Origin of the sequence: Streptomyces changanensis (assembly GCF_024600715.1) — a bacterium.
GTDB lineage: Bacteria > Actinomycetota > Actinomycetes > Streptomycetales > Streptomycetaceae > Streptomyces > Streptomyces changanensis.
On the sequence record NZ_CP102332.1, the window covers coordinates 1,494,745 to 1,513,678 of the forward strand.

13 protein-coding genes are annotated in these 18,934 nt (G+C 74.4%); 6 read left to right on the plus strand and 7 right to left on the minus strand.

The annotated features are described in order from the left end of the window. Positions 1-14: 14 nt before the first annotated feature. The 3 genes from NRO40_RS06620 to NRO40_RS06630 form a co-directional block, all read right to left on the minus strand. Positions 15-383 (minus strand): tetratricopeptide repeat protein, encoded by a 369-nt coding sequence (locus tag NRO40_RS06620; RefSeq protein WP_058945230.1) that lies wholly within the window; start codon positions 381-383, stop codon positions 15-17. Between the two features lie 50 nt (positions 384-433). Next, positions 434-1,045: a dephospho-CoA kinase gene (gene coaE / locus NRO40_RS06625; protein WP_058945231.1), complete on the minus strand. Its 612-nt coding sequence runs from the start codon at positions 1,043-1,045 to the stop codon at positions 434-436. 135 nt (positions 1,046-1,180) lie between these two features. Then, positions 1,181-2,122, minus strand: coding sequence for a PAC2 family protein (locus NRO40_RS06630; RefSeq protein ID WP_058945232.1), 942 nt, complete (start codon positions 2,120-2,122; stop codon positions 1,181-1,183). Between the two features lie 210 nt (positions 2,123-2,332). Here NRO40_RS06630 and NRO40_RS06635 point away from each other — a divergent pair, with 210 nt between their 5' ends. Next, complete coding sequence (locus NRO40_RS06635) at positions 2,333-3,337, plus strand: right-handed parallel beta-helix repeat-containing protein (RefSeq protein ID WP_058945233.1); 1,005 nt, start codon at positions 2,333-2,335, stop codon at positions 3,335-3,337. A 274-nt stretch (positions 3,338-3,611) separates the two neighbouring features. Here NRO40_RS06635 and rpsA read toward each other — a convergent pair whose 3' ends face one another. Then, entirely contained in the window at positions 3,612-5,114 is a 1,503-nt protein-coding gene (rpsA, locus tag NRO40_RS06640; RefSeq protein WP_058945234.1) for a 30S ribosomal protein S1, read from the minus strand. Between the two features lie 414 nt (positions 5,115-5,528). On the opposite strand from rpsA, the gene NRO40_RS06645 reads away from it, so the two are divergent. Beyond that, on the plus strand, positions 5,529-6,344 hold the full coding sequence (locus NRO40_RS06645; RefSeq protein ID WP_058945235.1) for a class I SAM-dependent methyltransferase: 816 nt from the start codon (positions 5,529-5,531) through the stop codon (positions 6,342-6,344). After that, positions 6,344-8,824, plus strand: coding sequence for an ATP-dependent helicase HrpB (gene hrpB, locus NRO40_RS06650; protein WP_257375562.1), 2,481 nt, complete (start codon positions 6,344-6,346; stop codon positions 8,822-8,824). Before NRO40_RS06645 ends, hrpB begins: the two co-directional genes overlap by 1 nt. A 655-nt stretch (positions 8,825-9,479) precedes the next feature. Here hrpB and NRO40_RS06655 read toward each other — a convergent pair. Next, positions 9,480-11,243 (minus strand): lytic transglycosylase domain-containing protein, encoded by a 1,764-nt coding sequence (locus NRO40_RS06655; protein ID WP_058944739.1) that lies wholly within the window; start codon positions 11,241-11,243, stop codon positions 9,480-9,482. Positions 11,244-11,485: 242 nt separating this feature from the next. On the opposite strand from NRO40_RS06655, the gene NRO40_RS06660 reads away from it, so the two are divergent. Next, positions 11,486-12,301: a DUF4184 family protein gene (locus NRO40_RS06660; protein WP_058944740.1), complete on the plus strand. Its 816-nt coding sequence runs from the start codon at positions 11,486-11,488 to the stop codon at positions 12,299-12,301. A gap of 144 nt (positions 12,302-12,445) precedes the next feature. Here the strand turns inward: NRO40_RS06660 and polA are convergent, their stop codons facing one another. Then, on the minus strand, positions 12,446-15,157 hold the full coding sequence (gene polA, locus NRO40_RS06665; RefSeq protein WP_058944738.1) for a DNA polymerase I: 2,712 nt from the start codon (positions 15,155-15,157) through the stop codon (positions 12,446-12,448). Positions 15,158-15,280: 123 nt separating this feature from the next. Here polA and NRO40_RS06670 point away from each other — a divergent pair, with 123 nt between their 5' ends. After that, positions 15,281-17,563, plus strand: a complete 2,283-nt coding sequence (locus NRO40_RS06670; RefSeq protein ID WP_058944737.1) for an FdhF/YdeP family oxidoreductase — start codon at positions 15,281-15,283, stop codon at positions 17,561-17,563. A 60-nt stretch (positions 17,564-17,623) separates the two neighbouring features. Further along, on the plus strand, positions 17,624-18,112 hold the full coding sequence (locus NRO40_RS06675; RefSeq protein ID WP_058944736.1) for a PaaI family thioesterase: 489 nt from the start codon (positions 17,624-17,626) through the stop codon (positions 18,110-18,112). Positions 18,113-18,173: 61 nt separating this feature from the next. Here NRO40_RS06675 and NRO40_RS06680 read toward each other — a convergent pair whose 3' ends face one another. Beyond that, a complete protein-coding gene (locus NRO40_RS06680) occupies positions 18,174-18,863 on the minus strand; it encodes an ABC transporter ATP-binding protein (protein ID WP_079047445.1) in 690 nt (229 codons plus the stop codon). Positions 18,864-18,934: the final 71 nt, after the last annotated feature.

Consider the following 18,934-nt stretch of genomic DNA (forward strand, 5'->3'; position numbering starts at 1 on the left):
GCCCGTCGGCCGCGTCAGTCGCCGGCGTCGAAGCGGGCCGCCTCGACGTACTCCGGCTTGGGATCGAGGGCGGCGGCGAGCCGGAAGTGGCGCCGGGCGTGCTGCGGGCGGCCGGCGCGCTGGAGGGTGCGGGCCAGCCCGAAGTGGGCGAAGGCGTTGTCCGGCTCGCGCTCCAGGACCAGTTCGAACTCCAGCTCGGCGGGGCGCAGCTGGGCGGCCGCGAAGAAGGCGCGCGCCCGGAGGAGGCGGGCGGCGGTGTTCTCGGGGTGGGCCGCGATCACCGAGTCGAGCAGCTTGACGGCGCCGCGCGGGTCGCGTGCGGCGAGCAGCTGCTCGGCCGCCCGGTAGTCGATGACGTGGGTCTCCGGGTTGCTGTCGGGCACGGTGGATTCCTTCCCCTCGCTCCGACCGTTCAACATCCCCGGCGGGGGGCCTATTCCGGGGCCGTGTCCGCGGAGCGCGCGGTGAGCTCCTCCCACAGCTTGCGCACCCGCGGTTCGAGGGCCTCGAAGGGGCCGTCGTTGTCGATGACGTAGTCGGCGACGGCGCGCCGCTGCTCGCGGGTGGCCTGGGCGGCCATGCGGGCGCGGGCCTCGTCCGGGGACATGCCCCGCAGCCGTACGAGCCGGTCGAGCTGGGTGGCGGGGGACGCGTCGACGACCACGACGACGTCGTAGAGGGGGGCGAGGCCGTTCTCGGTCAGCAGGGGGACGTCGTGGACGACCACGGCGTCGGGCGCGGCGGCCGCCTGGAGTTCGGCCGAGCGGGCGCCGACGAGCGGGTGGACGATGCCGTTCAGCACGGCCAGGCGCTCGGCGTCGCCGAAGACGATGGAGCCGAGCCGGGGGCGGTCCAGCGTGCCCTCGGGCGTGAGGATCCCGGGCCCGAACGCCTCGACGACCGCGGCGAGGCCGGGCGTGCCGGGCTCCACGACCTCACGGGCGATCCGGTCGGCGTCGACGAGGACGGCGCCGTACGAGACGAGGAGGCGCGAGACCTCGCTTTTGCCGGCGCCGATTCCACCGGTGAGACCTACGGTCAGCATGGGCGGAAGCTTAGGCGCCGCGTGCGGACCTGCGCCCGCCGCCCCCACCCGGTCCGGGCCGGGGCGCCCCCGCCCCGGCGCCCGCCGGACGCGCCGCTCCCCCGTGGTGCGGGGTGCGGCGGCCGACCGGCGGGGTCACGGGTTGTCGCCCTCGCGCTCCGCCAGGAAGCGTTCGAACTCGCGGCCGATCTCGTCGGCGGACGGGAGGTCCACCGGCTCCGCGACGAGGCTGCCGCGGGTCTCCACACCGGCGAGCGCGTCGTACTGGTGCTCCAGCCCCTTCACCAGGGCGACCAGCTCCTCGTCGCCCTCGCCGATCTGCCGCTCGATCTCCGTCTGGGTGCGCTGCGCCGCGGTGCGCAGGCCGTGCGCGACGGTCGGCAGTACCAGGCCCGTGGCGGCGGTGACGGCCTCGACGGCCGTGAGCGCGGCGTCCGGGTAGGCCGAGCGGGCCAGGTAGTGCGGGACGTGCGCGGCGATGCCGAGGACGTCGTGCCCCGCCTCGGACAGGCGGTACTCGATGAGCGCGGCGGCGCTGCCCGGCACCTGCGCCTCGTCGAACGGGCTGCGGTGGCTCGGTACGAGGTCGGCGCGGTTGCCGTGCGGGGTGAGGCCGACGGGCCGGGTGTGCGGCACGCCCATGGGGATGCCGTGGAAGTTGACGGAGAGGCGCACGCCGAGGCGCTCCACGACCTGCCGGACCGCGACGGCGAAGCGCTCCCACTCGACGTCGGGCTCCGGCCCGGACAGGAGCAGGAAGGGCGCGCCCGTGGCGTCCTGGACGATGCGGACCTCGATGGCGGGCGTCTCGTACCCCGTCCAGCGGTCGCGGCGGAACGTCAGCAGCGGGCGGCGCGCCCGGTAGTCGACCAGCCGGTCGTGGTCGAAGCGGGCCACCACCTGGTGGGGCAGGGTCTCCAGCAGGCTCTCGACGATCTGCTCGCCGGTCTCGCCCGCGTCGATGTATCCGTCGAAGTGATAGAGCATGATCAGGCCGGCCGACTCCTGGGCGAGCGCCATGTCGGCGACCGCCAGGCCCTTCGGCTCCCATGCGTACAAATCCTGCGGATCAAGCACGATTACCGCTCCTCCTCGTGTCCTACCGGAGAACGTCGCACGGGCCACTGACATTCCCCGCGGCGCCCATGTCCCGGGCACGAACCACCCTTTGGCCGTTTGGTCCAGACCTTGACATGCCCCTCACCCGTCCCTACGGTCTCGGGACAGCGCGCGCGTTCAGCATCCCGCCGGCGTACACGTACGAGAACTGGACGGGAAGGCCCCATCATGCGCCCCTCACCGCTGCTCCCCTGCCTGCTCGCGACCGCCCTCGCCCTGACGGCGACCGCCACCGTCACCGCGGCCACCGCGGCCCCCTCACGCGCCGGCGCGCTCCCGCACCCCGCCGGCGCGGCGGCCGTGGTGGACGTCTCCACCGCCGCGCAGCTCAAGGCGGCGCTCGCCGCCGCGCGCCCCGGCGACACGATCCGGCTCGCCGACGGCACGTACCGGGGCAACTTCAAGGCGACCGTCCCCGGCACGCCTTCGGCCCGGATCGTCCTCACCGGCTCCTCCCGGGCCGTCCTCACGGCGACGGGCGGCTACGGCCTGCACCTCGACGGCGCCTCGTACTGGACCGTCTACGGCGTGACGGTCACCGGCGGGCAGAAGGGGATCATGACGGACCGGGCGAAGGGGGTCGTCATCGACTCCGTCACCGTCCACGGCCTGGCCATGGAAGGCGTCCACTTCCGCTCGTCCAGCACCGGCGGCGTCATCCGGAACTCCCACATCCACGACACGGGCCGCGACGGCCGGGGCATGGGCGAGGGCGTGTACGTGGGGACGGCGAACGACCTGTCGGACCGGAGCGACGACATCCGTATCGAGGACAACACCATCGGCCCGGGGGTCGGCGGCGAGGGCGTCGACATCAAGGAGGGCACCACCGGCGCGCGGATCGTCGGGAACGTCTTCGACGGGCGCGGGATGACGGGCGTCCACTACGACGATTCATGGGTGGACGTGAAGGGCAACGGCGTCCTCGTCTCCGGCAACACCGGCCGGTCCACCCTGAACAACGGCTTCGAAGTGCACAGCCAGCGGCCCGGCTGGGGGTGCGGCACGGTCTTCCGCGACAACCACGCGGACCTGACCGGCGCGACCGGCCCGGACCGGTACGCCATCCACGCCCCGCACCACTCCCCGTCGTGCCCGACGACGGTGCACGCGGACAACACCCGCACCGGCGGGCGCGGTCTGGTCACGCCGGGCGTCCCGGTCGCCGACTGACCCGGACGGCCGGCCCCGACCGCAGCCCGTGCGGAGGCCCGGACCGCAGCCCGTGCGGAGCCGCCGGCCGGCGCAGCGCCCGGACGGAGACAACCCGGGCGCAGGACCGGACGGAGTCCCAGGCACAGCCCGGCACCCCGGGCAGACCCCGGGCGCAACCGGGTACCCCGGGCGGAGACGCGAGCGCGGCCCCCCGGCACGCGTCGAGGCCCGTCCCTGCCGGGACGGGCCTCGATGTCACCTGCTAGGAGCTAGCGGGTCGGTGCCGAGCCGTTCAGCTCTGGCCGCCGGCCAGCTTCTCGCGGAGCGCGGCCAGCGCCTCGTCCGACGCCAGGGCGCCGGAGTTGTCGTCCGACTCCGAGGAGTACGAACCGCCGGAGACGCCCGCCGGGGCACCGGCCGGAGCGGCGGGGCCACCCTCGGCAGCGGCGGCCTCGTCGGCCTCGCGGGACTTGATGACCTGGGCCTGGTGCTGCTCGAAGCGCTGCTGCGCCTCGGCGTACTGGGTCTCCCACGCCTCGCGCTGGGTCTCGTAGCCCTCGAGCCAGTCGTTGGTCTCGGGGTCGAAGCCCTCGGGGTAGATGTAGTTCCCCTGGTCGTCGTACGAGGCGGCCATGCCGTACAGCGTCGGGTCGAACTCGACCGACGCCGGGTCCGAACCGAAGGACTCGTTGGCCTGCTTCAGCGAGAGGCTGATGCGGCGGCGCTCGAGGTCGATGTCGATGACCTTGACGAAGATCTCGTCGTTGACCTGGACGACCTGCTCCGGGATCTCCACGTGGCGCTCGGCCAGCTCGGAGATGTGGACCAGACCCTCGATGCCCTCGTCCACGCGGACGAACGCGCCGAACGGAACCAGCTTCGTGACCTTACCCGGGACGACCTGGCCGATCTGGTGGGTCCGGGCGAACTGCTGCCACGGGTCCTCCTGCGTCGCCTTCAGCGACAGGGAGACACGCTCGCGGTCCATGTCGACGTCGAGGACCTCGACGGTGACCTCCTGGCCCACCTCGACGACCTCGGACGGGTGGTCGATGTGCTTCCAGGACAGCTCGGAGACGTGCACGAGACCGTCGACGCCACCCAGGTCCACGAAGGCACCGAAGTTGACGATCGAGGAGACGACGCCGGAGCGGACCTGACCCTTCTGCAGGGTGGTGAGGAACGTCTGGCGAACCTCGGACTGGGTCTGCTCGAGCCAGGCGCGGCGGGACAGGACCACGTTGTTGCGGTTCTTGTCCAGCTCGATGATCTTCGCCTCGAGCTCCTTGCCCACGTAGGGCTGGAGGTCGCGGACACGGCGCATCTCGACGAGGGAGGCCGGCAGGAAGCCACGGAGGCCGATGTCGAGGATGAGACCACCCTTGACGACCTCGATGACGGTACCGGTGACGATCCCGTCCTCTTCCTTGATCTTCTCGATCGTGCCCCAGGCACGCTCGTACTGAGCGCGCTTCTTGGACAGGATGAGGCGGCCTTCCTTGTCCTCCTTCTGGAGAACCAGGGCCTCGATCTCGTCGCCGACCTTGACGACCTCGTTCGGGTCGACGTCGTGCTTGATCGAGAGCTCGCGGCTCGGGATCACGCCTTCGGTCTTGTAACCGATGTCGAGCAGGACCTCGTCCCGGTCGACCTTCACGATGACGCCGTCGACGATGTCGCCGTCGTTGAAGTACTTGATCGTCTCGTCGATCGCGGCGAGGAAGGCTTCCTCGTTACCGATGTCGTTGACCGCAACCTGCGGGGTGGTGGCGGTGGTCTCGGTGCTGCTCGTCATGTGGGAAAGGGCTCCGGTTACGGACAGAAAGTCGTAGGTACTGCTACGCCGTGAGCCCGTATCGCAGCTGCAGAAGCCGGACAGCCAAGGAAGCGCCCGTTCCCGCCGACTGGGTCGGCCGGGTGGCGCCTCGACAACCGAGGGGACATACAACAGATGCGAGCGCGACCTGCTCCGTCTGAGGCGCGCAGGCCCGCAGCGCAACCTTTAGCATACGGGCGCCGGGGGGCAGGGTCAATGCGCGAAGGCGCCCACCCGGGGCGGATCCCTCCATACCCGGCACAACTAAGCTTTCCCGAGGCCATCCTGGCCTCGGCGCGCCGCGACACACCGGGGCGCGGCCCCTGGGCGGCACGGCCGGGACACCCTCTCGGGACCCGTGCCCGATGTCCGCAAACTACAGCGACGGACGAGATGATCCAAGACCTCCAAGACGACGAGCCCGAGGCGACGCGCCGTGACGCGGGCGACGCGGAGAGCACCAGGGCCAGCCGGGGCTGGTGGGACCGGAACGCCGACGAGTACCAGAGCGAGCACGGCGGCTTCCTCGGCGACGACCGGTTCGTGTGGGGTCCCGAGGGGCTGGACGAGGCGGACGCCGGACTGCTGGGCCCGGCCGCGTCGCTCCGGGGACTGGACGTCCTGGAGATCGGCGCGGGCGCGGCCCAGTGCTCGCGGTGGCTGGCGGCGCGCGGGGCGCGGCCGGTCGCGCTGGACCTCTCCCACCGGCAGCTCCAGCACGCGCTGCGCATCGGGGCGGACGGGCTGGCGCTGGTGCAGGCCGACGCCGGGGCTCTGCCCTTCCGGGACGGCTCCTTCGACCTGGCGTGCTCGGCGTACGGGGCGGTGCCGTTCGTCGCCGACCCGGTGCGGGTGTTCCGGGAGGTGCGGCGGGTGCTGCGGCCGGGCGGTCGCTGGGTGTTCTCCGTGACGCACCCGCTGCGGTGGGCGTTCCCGGACGAGCCGGGGCCCGAGGGGCTGACCGTGGCGTCCTCGTACTTCGACCGCACGCCCTACGTGGAGCAGGACGAGGAGGGCCGGGCGGTGTACGTGGAGCACCACCGCACCATCGGCGACCGGGTCCGGGACGTGGTGGCGGGCGGCTTCCGGCTGGTGGACCTGGTGGAGCCGGAGTGGCCCGCCTGGAACGGCCAGGAGTGGGGCGGCTGGTCCCCGCTGCGCGGCAACCTCATCCCGGGGACGGCGATCTTCGTGTGCGAGCGCGCGTGATGCGACTGCGGGAGGAGGCGTCGGCCCTCCCGGTGCGCACCGCGCTGCCGGCCCTGGAGCGGGCGCTCGACGGGCACGGGGCCGCGGTGCTGTGCGCGCCGCCCGGCACGGGGAAGACCACGCTCGTGCCGCTCGCGCTCGCCGGGCGCGGCGCGCGGGTCGTCGTCGCCGAGCCACGGCGGATCGCGGCGCGGGCGGCGGCCCGGCGGATGGCGTGGCTGCTGGGCGAGCCGGTGGGCTGCCGGGTGGGCTTCACGGTGCGCGGCGAGCGGGTGGTGACGCGCGGGACGGTCGTCGAGGTGGTGACGACGGGCGTGCTGCTCCAGCGGCTCCAGCGGGACCAGGAGCTGGCCGGGGTGGACGTGGTGGTCCTGGACGAGTGTCACGAGCGGCACCTGGACGCCGACACGGCCGCCGCGTTCCTGCTGGACGTGCGCGCCGCGCTGCGGCCCGAGCTGCGACTGGTGGCCGCCTCGGCGACGACCGACGCGGAGGGCTGGTCCCGGCTGCTGGGCGGCGCGCCGGTGGTGGAGGCCGAGGGGACGGCCCATCCGGTGGAGGTGGTGTGGGCCCCGCCGGCGTCGTCCGTGCGGCCGCCGCACGGGATGCGCGTGGACCCGGCGCTCCTGGCGCACGTGGCGTCGGTGGTGCGGCGGGCGCTGGCGGAGCGCTCCGGCGACGTGCTGTGCTTCCTGCCCGGTGTCGGGGAGATCGCGCGGGTGGCGGGTCTCCTGGCGGGGCTCGCGGACGTCGAGGTGCTCCAGGTCCACGGCCGGGCGCCGGCGGCGGTCCAGGAGGCGGTGCTCTCCCCCGGCCGGGGCCGCCGGGTGGTGCTGGCGACGTCGGTGGCCGAGTCGTCCCTGACCGTGCCGGGCGTGCGGGTGGTGGTGGACTCGGGGCTGGCCCGTGAGCCGCGGACGGACCACGCGCGGGGCCTCGGCTCGCTGACCACGGTGCGGGCGTCGAGGGCGGCCTCCCGGCAGCGGGCGGGCCGGGCGGGGCGCGAGGCGCCGGGCGTGGTGTACCGCTGCTGGACGGAGGCGGAGGACGGGCGGCTGCCGCGGTTCCCGGCTCCCGAGATCCAGGTGGCGGACCTGGCGGCGTTCGCGTTGCAGGCGGCCGTCTGGGGTGATCCGGACGCGTCGGGCCTGGCGCTGCTGGACCCGCCGCCCGCGGGTGCGCTGGCCGCGGCGCGGTCGGTGCTGGCGGCGGTCGGCGCGGTGGACGCGGCGGGCCGGGCGACGGAGCGGGGCGTACGGATGTCCCGTCTGGGCCTGCATCCGCGGCTGGCCCGCGCGCTGCTGGACGGGGCGCCCGCCGTGGGGGCGCGGCGCGCCGCGGAGGTGGTGGCGCTGCTGAGCGAGGAGCCGCCGCGCGAGTACGGCGACGACCTGGCTGCCGCGTGGCGCGCGGCGCGGCGGGGCGGTGACGCGTACGGGGCGCGGTGGCGGCAGGAGGCGCGGCGGCTGACGGGCCAGCTGGACGGGGCCGGGACGCCGCCGGACGGCCTGCCGGACGACGCCGTCGTCGGGACGGTCACGTCGCTGGCGTTCCCGGAGCGGGTGGCCCGGGCCAAGGGCGCCGGGGCGTTCCTGATGGCGTCGGGGACGGGCGCCGAGCTCGGGGACGGGTCCCGCTTGCGGGCGGCCCCGTGGCTGGCGGTCGCCGTCGCGGACCGGCCGCCGCACGCCGCGTCTGCACGGGTGCGGCTCGCCGCGGTGGTGGACGAGGAGACCGCCCGGTCGGCCGCCCGGCACCTGCTCGCGGCGGGTGAGGAGGTGCGGTGGGAGGACGGTGACGTCGTCGCGCGGTCCGTGGAGCGGCTGGGCGCTATCGAGACGGCCGTACGACCGCTGCGGGACCCGGATCCGGCGCTGGTGCGCGCCGCCCTCCTGGAGGGGTTGCGGCGCGAGGGGCTCGGGCTGCTGCGCTGGTCGCGGGAGTCGGAGGAGCTACGGCAGCGGCTGGCGTTCGTGCACCGGGTGGTGGGCGCGCCGTGGCCCGACGTGTCGGACGCCGCGCTGCTGGACCGCGCGGAGGAGTGGCTGGACCCGGAGCTGTCACGGGCGCGGCGCCGGGGGGACCTGGGGCGGATCGACGCGGGGCAGTGCCTGCAGCGGCTGCTGCCATGGGCGAGCGGAGACGCGGCGCGTCTCGACGTGTTGGCGCCGGAGCGGATCGAGGTGCCGAGCGGCTCGCGGATCCGCGTGGAGTACGGGGGTCCGCAGCCGGTGCTGGCGGTGAAGCTGCAGGAGATGTTCGGGCTGGCGCGGACGCCGCGGGTCGCGGGGGTGCCCGTCCTGGTGCACCTGCTGTCGCCGGCGGGCCGGCCGGCCGCCGTCACCGCCGACCTGGAGTCGTTCTGGCGGGAGGGCTACCGGGCCGTGCGTGCCGAGCTGCGCGGGCGCTACCCGCGGCACCCGTGGCCGGAGGACCCGGCCACGGCCGTACCGACGCGACGCGCCAACCCGCGGCGCTGAGCCCCCGCCGGGCGGCCCGGCGCGCGGAGCCGGGCCCTGGCGCGCGGCCGGGCCTCGGCGCGCGGGATGGCGCCGGCCCGGCGGGGCGGGCGGGCGGGGCGGCGGGCGGCGGGGGCGGCGGGTGGTGCGGCCGGGTGGGTGCCCCCGGGTGGGTGCCCCCGGGTGGGTGCCCGCGGATGGTGGGTGCGGCGGGGCCGCGCGGGCTCACCTCCTCGGGGTCGGCGGGCTCGGGTCCCGGCCGGGGTGCCCGCCCTTCTCCGCCGACCCCTGCGGGGGCGAACCCACCCGGCCCCGCCTCCCGTCCCCGGACACGTGCACGTCGCGCGGTGGCGCGGTGGCGCGGTGGCGCCGGGAACGGTGGGCGTGGGGCGGGTATGGCCATGGGGTGGGTACGGCGGCGGGGTGGGTACGGCGGCGGGGCGCGCGTGGGCGGGCGGAGCGGCGGCGGCTCGCGCGCGGGATGGTTGTGGCGGCGTCGGTGCGGCGACACGGCGGGTTGCTGACGCCGCGTCAGTCCGCAAGGCGTGGAGTGGGTTTCCCCCAGGGCGGGCGGGGTCTTCCCCGTACGCGCCGGCGCCGGGGCCGGGAAGCGGTGCGGCCCGCCGTTCCGCCCGCGCGGAAGGCGGGGGCGGGGCGGCGGGCCGCGGGGGGCCGGTCAGGCGGCGGTGACGTGCAGTTCCACCGTGAGCGTCGTGCCGCCCTGTGCCGTGAGGCTCAGGAGGAACGTGCCGGTCCGGCCGTCGGCGTACAGCTTCGGCAGCTGCAGGACGCCGTCGGCGTCGGTCTTCAGTCCCGCGAGGGCGCGCAGGGGCTCACCCCGGCCGTCCTTGAAGAAGGGCCCCTCCTCGGCGGGCCGGAGGCTGCCGTCCGCGGCCTTCACCAGCACGGTGGCGGTGAGCGCCACGCCGGCCACGGGGGCGCCCTTGCGGGTGGCCTTCACGGTGACCTGCTCGGCGAACTCGCCCTCCGGGGCCGCCGACAGGGCCGCGTCGCCCGTACGGACGAGGGCGTCCGCCTGACCGGAGGTGACCGTCGCGGCGAAGTCGGCGGGGCCGACGGCCGGGCGCTGCGGGACGGCGGCCCGGACGGTGAACTGCCCGGTCCGCTCGCCGGCGTCGAGCACGGGGGCGGTGGCGGTGCCGTCGGCGCCGGTGGTGACGGTGACGACGGTCTCGCCGCCGGGGAAGCTCGCGTCGGTGTCGCCGATGACCTCGAACCGGACGGGGACGCCGCCAAGCACCTTGCCCCACGCGTCGCGGGCCGTGACCACGGGCCGCACCGGGAACTCGGTGCCGGCGGGGGCGGTCAGGGTGCCGGCGCCGGTGACCACGAGGCGGTGCAGCCGGTCGAGCGGGGTCGTCGGCTTGGGCGGCGGGGTCGGGGTCGGGGTCGGCGTGGGCTGCGGCTTCGGGGGCGTCGGCTTCGACGTCGGGGGCTGCGAGGGCTTGGACGGGGTCGGCTTGGCACCCGGGGTGGACGGCGTCGGCGTCGGGGTGGGCGGCGTCGGCGTCGGGGTGGGCGTGGGCGACGGAGTGGTGACCGGCGTGCTCGGGACCGGGTCGGCGCCGGGCCCGACGGGCGACGTGACGGGGTCGCTGATGTCGCCGGGCTGCACGCCGCTGCCGTCGGGGACCTGGTGCGTGCCGCGCTTGTAGAACTCGAACCAGGACAGCACCGTGCGCAGGTACTCGCGGGACTGGTTGTAGCTGAGGATGGCGCGGTCGAGGTCCGCCTTCAGCGCGAGGTCGCGGTTGTTGGCGCACAGGTACATGCCGGCGGCCTGCGCGGCGTCGAAGATGTTGTTGGGGTCCTTGCGGCCGTCGCCGTTGGCGTCCTGCCCCCACGACGCCCAGGTGGAGGGGATGAACTGCATCGGACCGACCGCGCGGTCGTGCCGGGCGTCGCCGTCGTAGGCGCCGTTGTCGGTGTCGGTGATGTTGGCGAAGCCGTTGCCGTTGAGGACCGGGCCGAGGATCGGCGACGGCGTGGTGCCGTTGGCGTCGACGCGGCCGCCGCGGGCCTGGCCGGACTCGACCTTGCCGATGCCGGCGAGGAGCTGCCAGGGGAGGTTGCACCCCGGCTTGGTGGTCTTCAGGTGCTGCTCGGCCTGCTTGTAGGCGGCGAGGACGGTCGCCGGTATGCCCGCCTCCGCGGGGCCGGTGCCGAGCAGCCCGTCGGGGGCGCTGCCCGGCGGGAGCGGGTTCGGGCTCTTCAGCGGCGGCAGGTCGGTGTAGTAGGGCGAATCACCGGTGGCGGTGGAGCCCGAGGGGGTCGGCGGTGTGGAACCGCCGGCCGTCTGGCCGCCCGCGATCGGGGTGGCGCCCGGTGCCTGCGACGCCGAGAGGGCCGCCACCGCCGCGGCGGCCACCGCGGTGGTGGTGGCGCCCTTGCGCAGTCGACGGCCGATGTGCGCTGCCATTCGTGTGTCCCTCCCCGATGGCGCCCGTCGGCGCCGAAGACCTCGGCCGCGCGCCCCGGTGCGCGGCTCAGGCGACCCTACGTCAACTCGGCGCTCCGCCACACCGAGGGCTGACCGCTTTTCACGCTTCCGTCACCGGTCGTCTGCGTACTGCTCCACACCGACGTACCGGAGTGATCACATCATGATTGATACTGACCGCTGTTGCCGAACCTGAAGTGACCAGCCGGGGGCCCGCGTTCATGCCGTTCACACTGAGCCATGCCGCCGCGGTGCTGCCCGGGATGCGGAGGTCCGGCACCGCGCGCGGGCCGCTGGTCGCGTCCGCCCTCGTCACGGGGTCGTTCGCACCGGACATGACCTACTTCGCGGACAGTGTCCTCCCCGGCGCCATGGCCTTCGGCGCGGTGACGCACGGCGTCCTGGGCGTCCTCACCGTCGACGCGGTGACGGCGGCGCTGCTGACGGCCCTGTGGCTGATGGCGCGTGAGCCGCTCGTCGCGCTGCTGCCCGTGCGGTGGCGGGGGCGGGTGTACGCGGTGCTGCGCGGCCGGCCCTGGCGCGGACGGCACCCGGCGGCGCTGGCGGTGTGGTTCTACGTCTCGGCGGTGCTCGGCGCGGCGACCCACGTGGTGTGGGACCTGTTCACGCACCCCGGCCGGTGGGGCACGCGCGTCCTGCCGGTGCTCGGCGAGGTCGTGGCGGGCTTCCCGCTGTACTTGTACGCGCAGTACGGCGGTTCGGCGCTGGCGCTGGTCGTGCTCGTGTGGTTCTGCCGGGGCGCCCTGCGCCGCGCCCCCGTGCCGGAGGCCGGTGCGGGGATGCCGTGGCCGGCGCCGACCCGGCGGGGCCGGTGGCTGGCGGTCGGGGTGCTCGCCGGGTGCGCGGCGGTGGGACTGCTCCACCGGTGCCTGCGCTGGTACGCCTACTGGGGCCGGATCGAGACGCCCCTCGACATCGTCCCCACCGCCTGCTTCGGCGCGGGCGCGGGGCTGGCCGCCGGCCTGGTCCTCTACGGCGCCGGGGCGCGACTGCGGGCGACGACGCCCCGGCCCTGACGCGCACCACCGCACGGCCCGCCCTCCCGACGCGCGCGCCACCGCGGTGCCCGTCCCCGGGAGCGCCGCCGTCGAGCGGCCCGGACCCGGACCCGGCGCCCGCCGGGGCGCGGCCGCACGGGCCGCGCCCCGGGGGCGGCGGGATCAGTGCGCGGCGGACTCCCAGTCGGGACCGACGCCCACGGAGACGTCGAGCGGCGCCCGCAGCTCGACCGCCGACGCCATCTCCCGGCGCACGATCTCCTCGACCGGCTCCCGCTCACCCGGCGCGAGCTCCAGCACGATCTCGTCGTGCACCTGGAGCAGCATCCGGGAGGTCAGGCCCGCCTCGGTCAGGGCGCGGTCCACGTTGAGCATGGCGACCTTCACGATGTCGGCGGCCGTGCCCTGGATCGGGGCGTTCAGCGCCATCCGCTCGGCCATCTCGCGGCGCTGGCGGTTGTCGCTGTTCAGGTCGGGCAGGTAGCGGCGGCGGCCGAGCATCGTCTCGGTGTACCCCGTCGCACGGGCCTCGTCGACGACCCGACGCAGGTAGTCCCGCACCCCGCCGAAGCGCTCGAAGTAGGTGTCCATCAGCCCGCGCGCCTCGGCGGCCTCGATGTTCAGCTGCTGCGAGAGGCCGAACGCCGACAGGCCGTACGCCAGCCCGTACGACATGGCCTTGATCTTGCGGCGCATCTCGGCGTCGACGGCGGACTTGTCCACGCCGAACACCTGCGAGGCGACCGTGGTGTGCAGGTCCTCGCCGGAGGTGAACGCCTCGATGAGGCCCTCGTCCTCCGAGAGGTGCGCCATCACGCGCAGCTCGATCTGGCTGTAGTCGGCCGTCATCAGGGCGTCGAAGCCCTCGCCGACGACGAAGCCCCGGCGGATGGCGCGGCCCTCGTCCGTGCGGACCGGGATGTTCTGGAGGTTCGGGTCCGTGGACGACAGCCGTCCGGTCGCGGCGACGGTCTGGTTGAACGTGGTGTGGATCCGGCCGTCCGCCGCGACCGTCTTGATCAGGCCCTCGACCGTCACGCGGAGCTTGGCCTGCTCGCGGTGGCGCAGCATGATCACCGGCAGCTCGTGCTCGGTCTGCGCGGCGAGCCACGCCAGGGCGTCCGCGTCCGTGGTGTAGCCGGTCTTCGTCTTCTTCGTCTTCGGCAGGTTCAGCTCGCCGAAGAGGACCTCCTGGAGCTGCTTGGGCGAGCCGAGGTTGAACTCGTGGCCCACCGAGGCGTGCGCCTCCTTCACGGCGTGCTGCACCTGGCCCGCGAACTGCTGCTCCATCGCCTCCAGGTGCGCCCGGTCGGCGGCGATGCCGTGCCGCTCCATCCGGGCGAGCAGCTCGGAGGTGGGCAGCTCCACCTCGTGCAGCAGGCGGGTCGCGCCCACCTCGGCCAGGCGCGTGGCGAAGGCGTCACCGAGGTCGAGGACCGCGCGGGCCTGCGTCATCAGCGCGTCGGCCTCCGCCGTCTCGTCCGCGCCGAACGCCAGCTGGCCGTCGGCGGCGGACGCGGGGGCGAGCTCCCGGCCCAGGTACTCGACGGAGAGCGCGTCCAGGGCGAAGGAGCGGCGGCCCGGCTTCACCAGGTACGCCGCGAGCGCCGTGTCCATCGAGACGCCCGCCACGCTCCAGCCGTGCTCCGGCAGGACGCGCATGGCCGCCTTGGCGTTGTGCAGGACCTTCGGGCGGGCCGGGTCGGCGAGCCACGCAGCGAACGCCCGCTCGTCGGCCTCGTCCAGCCCCGACGGGTCGAACCACGCCGCCGCGCCGTCCGCGGCCGCGAGGGCGACCTCCGCGACGCTGCCGATGCCGAGCGCCCAGGTGTCGACCGTGGCCATGCCGAGCGGTCCGTCGCCGTGGCGCTCCAGCCACGGCGCCAGCTCGCCCGTCCCGAGGACCGCGCCGTCCAGCTCGACGCCGGCGGCCGGGGCCGGGGCGGACTCCTCCTCGGCGCCCGGGTCCACGGCGAGCAGCCGCTCGCGCAGGCTGGGGTTGCGGATCTCCAGGACCTCCAGGAAGCCCTTGAGCGCCGTGCGGTCGTAGGGCGCGCGCTCCAGGTCGGCGACCGTCTTCGGCAGCTCCACGTCGCGCACCAGCTCGGTGAGGTGGCGGTTGAGCTTGACGGACTCCAGGTGGTCGCGCAGCGCCTGCCCGACCTTCCCCTTCACCTCGTCGGCACGCTCGACCAGCTCCTGGAACGACCCGAACTGGGTGATCCACTTCGTGGCCGTCTTCTCGCCGACGCCCGGGATGCCCGGGAGGTTGTCCGAGGGGTCGCCGCGCAGGGCGGCGAAGTCCGGGTACTGGCTCGGGGACAGGCCGTACTTCTCCTGCACCTTCTCCGGCGTGAAGCGGGTGAGCTCCGAGACGCCCTTCGTCGGGTACAGCACCGTGACGTGGTCGGACACCAGCTGGAAGGAGTCCCGGTCGCCGGTGACGACGAGGACCTCGAACCCGGCGGCCTCCGCCTGGGTGGCCAGCGTGGCGATGATGTCGTCCGCCTCGTAGCCCTCCACCGCGAAACGGTCGGCGTTCATCGTGTCGAGCAGCTCGCCGATCAGCTCCACCTGGCCCTTGAACTCGTCGGGGGTGGAGGAGCGGTTCGCCTTGTACTCCGGGAAGTCCTGCGAGCGCCACGTCTTGCGGGACACGTCGAACGCCACGGCGAAGTGCGTGGGCGCCTCGTCGCGCAGCGTGTTCGCCAGCATCGACGCGAAGCCGTACACGGCGTTGGTCGTCTGCCCGCTCGCCGTGGTGAAGTTCTCCGCGGGCAGGGCGAAGAACGCCCGGTACGCCAGGGAGTGCCCGTCCATGAGGAGCAGGCGCGGACGGTCTTGCGCGGTCTTCTTCGATGCTGTCTCAGCCACGGACACGATCCTGCCACGCCGCACCGACAACGGCTGACGGCCGGGGTCGCGCCATCGGTGCCGCGTGACAGGATCGGGGGGACACGGCCCGTACGGGGAGACGAAGACGAAGGAGCGCGCGCCATGGTCAGCAAACCGCCCGCAGGTGACCCGGTCCAGGACGCTCCGCGGGTGACCGGCGCCCAGCACTCCGCGGCCGGGCTGCCGGGCGTCGTGCACGGGCTGCGCGCCTCGCAGCGGCAGATGGGCCTGGGCCGTACCGCCCGCACGCTCCTCAAGGTCAACCAGAAGGACGGCTTCGACTGTCCCGGCTGCGCCTGGCCGGAGGGTGACGAGCGGCACGTCGCGGAGTTCTGCGAGAACGGCGCCAAGGCCGTCGCCGAGGAGGCCACGCTCCGCCGCGTCACGCCGGAGTTCTTCGCCGCCCACCCCCTGTCCGAGCTGGCCGGCCGCAGCGGCTACTGGCTCGGCCAGCAGGGCCGCATCACCCACCCCGTGTACCTGCCGGAGGGCGCCGAGCGGTACGAGGAGGTCAGCTGGGAGCGGGCCTTCGGGATCATCGCGGAGGAGCTCACCGCCCTCGACTCACCGGACGAGGCGCTCTTCTACACCTCGGGCCGCACGAGCAACGAGGCCGCGTTCCTGCTCCAGCTCTTCGCCCGCGAGTTCGGCACCAACAACCTGCCGGACTGCTCGAACATGTGCCACGAGTCGTCCGGGTCCGCGCTCACCGAGACGCTCGGCGTCGGCAAGGGCAGCGTCTCCCTCGACGACCTCCACCAGGCCGACCTGATCATCGTCGCCGGGCAGAACCCCGGCACCAACCACCCGCGCATGCTGAGCGCCCTGGAGAAGGCCAAGGCGGCCGGTGCGCGGATCATCTCGGTGAACCCGCTGCCCGAGGCGGGCCTGGAGCGGTTCAAGAACCCCCAGACGCCGCAGGGACTGCTGAAGGGCGCCACCCTCACCGACCTCTTCCTGCAGATCCGTATCGGCGGTGACCAGGCGCTCTTCCGCCTGCTCAACAAGCTCGTCATCGAGACCGAGGGCGCGGTGGACGAGGAGTTCGTCCGCGAGCACACCCACGGGTACGAGGAGTTCGCGGCGGCGGCCCGCGCCGCCGACTGGGACGAGACGCTGACCGCCACGGGCCTGACCCGCGCCGAGATCGAGCGGGCGCTGCGCATGGTCCTCTCCTCGCGCCGCACCATCGTCTGCTGGGCGATGGGCCTCACCCAGCACAAGCACTCCGTGCCCACCATCCGCGAGGTCGTCAACCTCCTCCTGCTGCGCGGCGCCGTGGGGCGGCCCGGGGCGGGCGTCTGCCCGGTCCGCGGTCACTCCAACGTCCAGGGCGACCGGACCATGGGCATCTTCGAGCGCCCCTCCGACGCCTTCCTGGACGCCCTGGACGCGGAGTTCGGCATCACCTCCCCGCGCCACCACGGCTACGACGTCGTGCGCGCGATCCAGGCGCTGCGCGACGGGCGCGCCAAGGTCTTCTTCGCGATGGGCGGGAACTTCGTCGCCGCCACCCCGGACACGGACGTCACCGAGGCCGCCATGCGGCGCGCCCGCCTCACCGTGCACGTCTCCACCAAGCTCAACCGGTCCCACGTGGTGACCGGCGCCCGCGCGCTGATCCTGCCCACGCTGGGCCGCACCGACCGGGACGTCCAGGCGTCGGGCCGGCAGTTCGTGACCGTCGAGGACTCGATGGGGCTGGTCCACGCCTCCCGCGGCAACCTCCCGCCGGCCGGCCCGCGCCTGCTCTCCGAGCCGGCCATCGTCGCGCGCATGGCGCGGGCGGTCCTCGGCCCGTCCTCCCGCACGCCGTGGGAGGAGTTCGAGAAGGACTACGCCACCATCCGGGACCGCATCGCGCGCGTCATCCCCGGCTTCGAGGACTTCAACGCCCGCCTCGCCGCGCACCCCGGCGGCTTCGCCCTCCCCCACGCCCCGCGGGACGAGCGGCGCTTCCCGACCGCGACGGGCAAGGCGAACTTCACCGCCGCCCCCGTCGAGTACCCGAAGGTGCCCGAGGGCCGGCTGCTGCTGCAGACCCTGCGCTCGCACGACCAGTACAACACCACCATCTACGGCCTCGACGACCGCTACCGCGGCATCAAGGGCGGGCGCCGGGTCGTCCTGGTCCACCCCGACGACGCGGCGCGCCTCGGCCTCGCGGACGGGGCGTACGCGGACCTGGTCGGCGAGTGGAACGACGGCGTCGAGCGCCGCGCGCCCCGCTTCCGCGTCGTCCACTACCCCACGGCGCGCGGCTGCGCGGCCGCCTACTACCCCGAGACCAACGTCCTGGTCCCGCTCGACGCGACGGCGGACGTCAGCAACACCCCCGCCAGCAAGTCCGTCGTCGTCCGTCTGGAACAATCACCGCCCGACTGAGCGTTCGCTCAGCCACCGGCACCAGGCCGGCCGTACGACGACGAACGGAGTCCGGGCCCCATGGGCGAGCAGACCGCAGTGAAGTTCCCGCAAGAGGTCATCGACGAGTACGCCGCGCTCGGCGTCGACCTGCCCGCCCTGTTCTCCGCGGGCCACCTCGGCGAGCGCATGGGCCTGCGGATCGTCGAGGCGGCGCCCGACCGTGTCGTCGGCACCCTGCCCGTGGAGGGCAACACCCAGCCCTACGGGCTGCTCCACGGCGGGGCCTCCGCCGTGCTCGCCGAGACGCTCGGCTCGGTGGGCGCCATGCTGCACGGCGGCTCGAAGAAGATCGCCGTCGGCGTCGACCTCAACTGCACCCACCACCGCGGCGTCCGCTCGGGCCTGGTCACCGGGGTCGCGACCCCGGTCCACCGCGGCCGGTCCACCGCCACGTACGAGATCGTCGTCACCGACGAGCAGGACAAGCGGGTCTGCACCGCGCGCCTGACGTGCATGCTGCGGGAGGTCACCGCGCAGGACGCGGGGAGCGTCCCGGGCGTCGTCTGACGGCACGCGTGAGCGCCGGGCGCCCCGCGGAGGGGCACCCGGCGCCGTCACGCGCCGCGGGTCAGGCCGCGCCCTCGCCGAGGTAGGCCGCGCGGATGCGGGAGTCGGCGAGCAGCTCGCCCGCCGGACCCGCCATGGCCACGGATCCCGTCTCCAGGACGTACCCGCGGTGGGCGAGGCCCAGGGCCTGCGTGGCGTTCTGCTCCACCAGCAGCACCGTGGTGCCCTGCTCGTTGATCTCCTTGATGATCTCGAAGATCTGCTGGACGATCAGCGGCGCCAGGCCCATGGACGGCTCGTCCAGCAGGAGCAGCTCCGGCCGGCCCATCAGGGCGCGGCCGATGGCCAGCATCTGCTGCTCGCCGCCGGAGAGGGTGCCCGCCTGCTGGGAACGCCGCTCGGCGAGCCGGGGGAAGAGCGTGAACACCCGGTCCAGGTCGCCGGCGTCCACCGACGAGAACCGGTACGCGCCCATCTCCAGGTTCTCCAGCACCGTCATCGTCGCGAACACCCGCCGGCCCTCGGGCACGTGCCCGATGCCGAAGTGGACCAGTTCGTGCGACTTGATGCCGTCGATCCGCTCGCCGCGCAGCAGTACCCGGCCGTGTCGGGGCTGGAGCATGCCGGAGATCGTCCGCAGCGTGGTCGTCTTGCCCGCGCCGTTGCCGCCGAGCAGGGCGACGATCTCGCCCCTGCCGACCGTCAGGTCGATGCCCTTCAACGCCTCGATGGCGCCGTAGAACACCCGCATCCCCTGCAGTTCGAGCAGCGTCCCGTCCGGGGCGCCGGTCCCGCCGGGCTCCGTCCGTGCCTGTGCCGTCG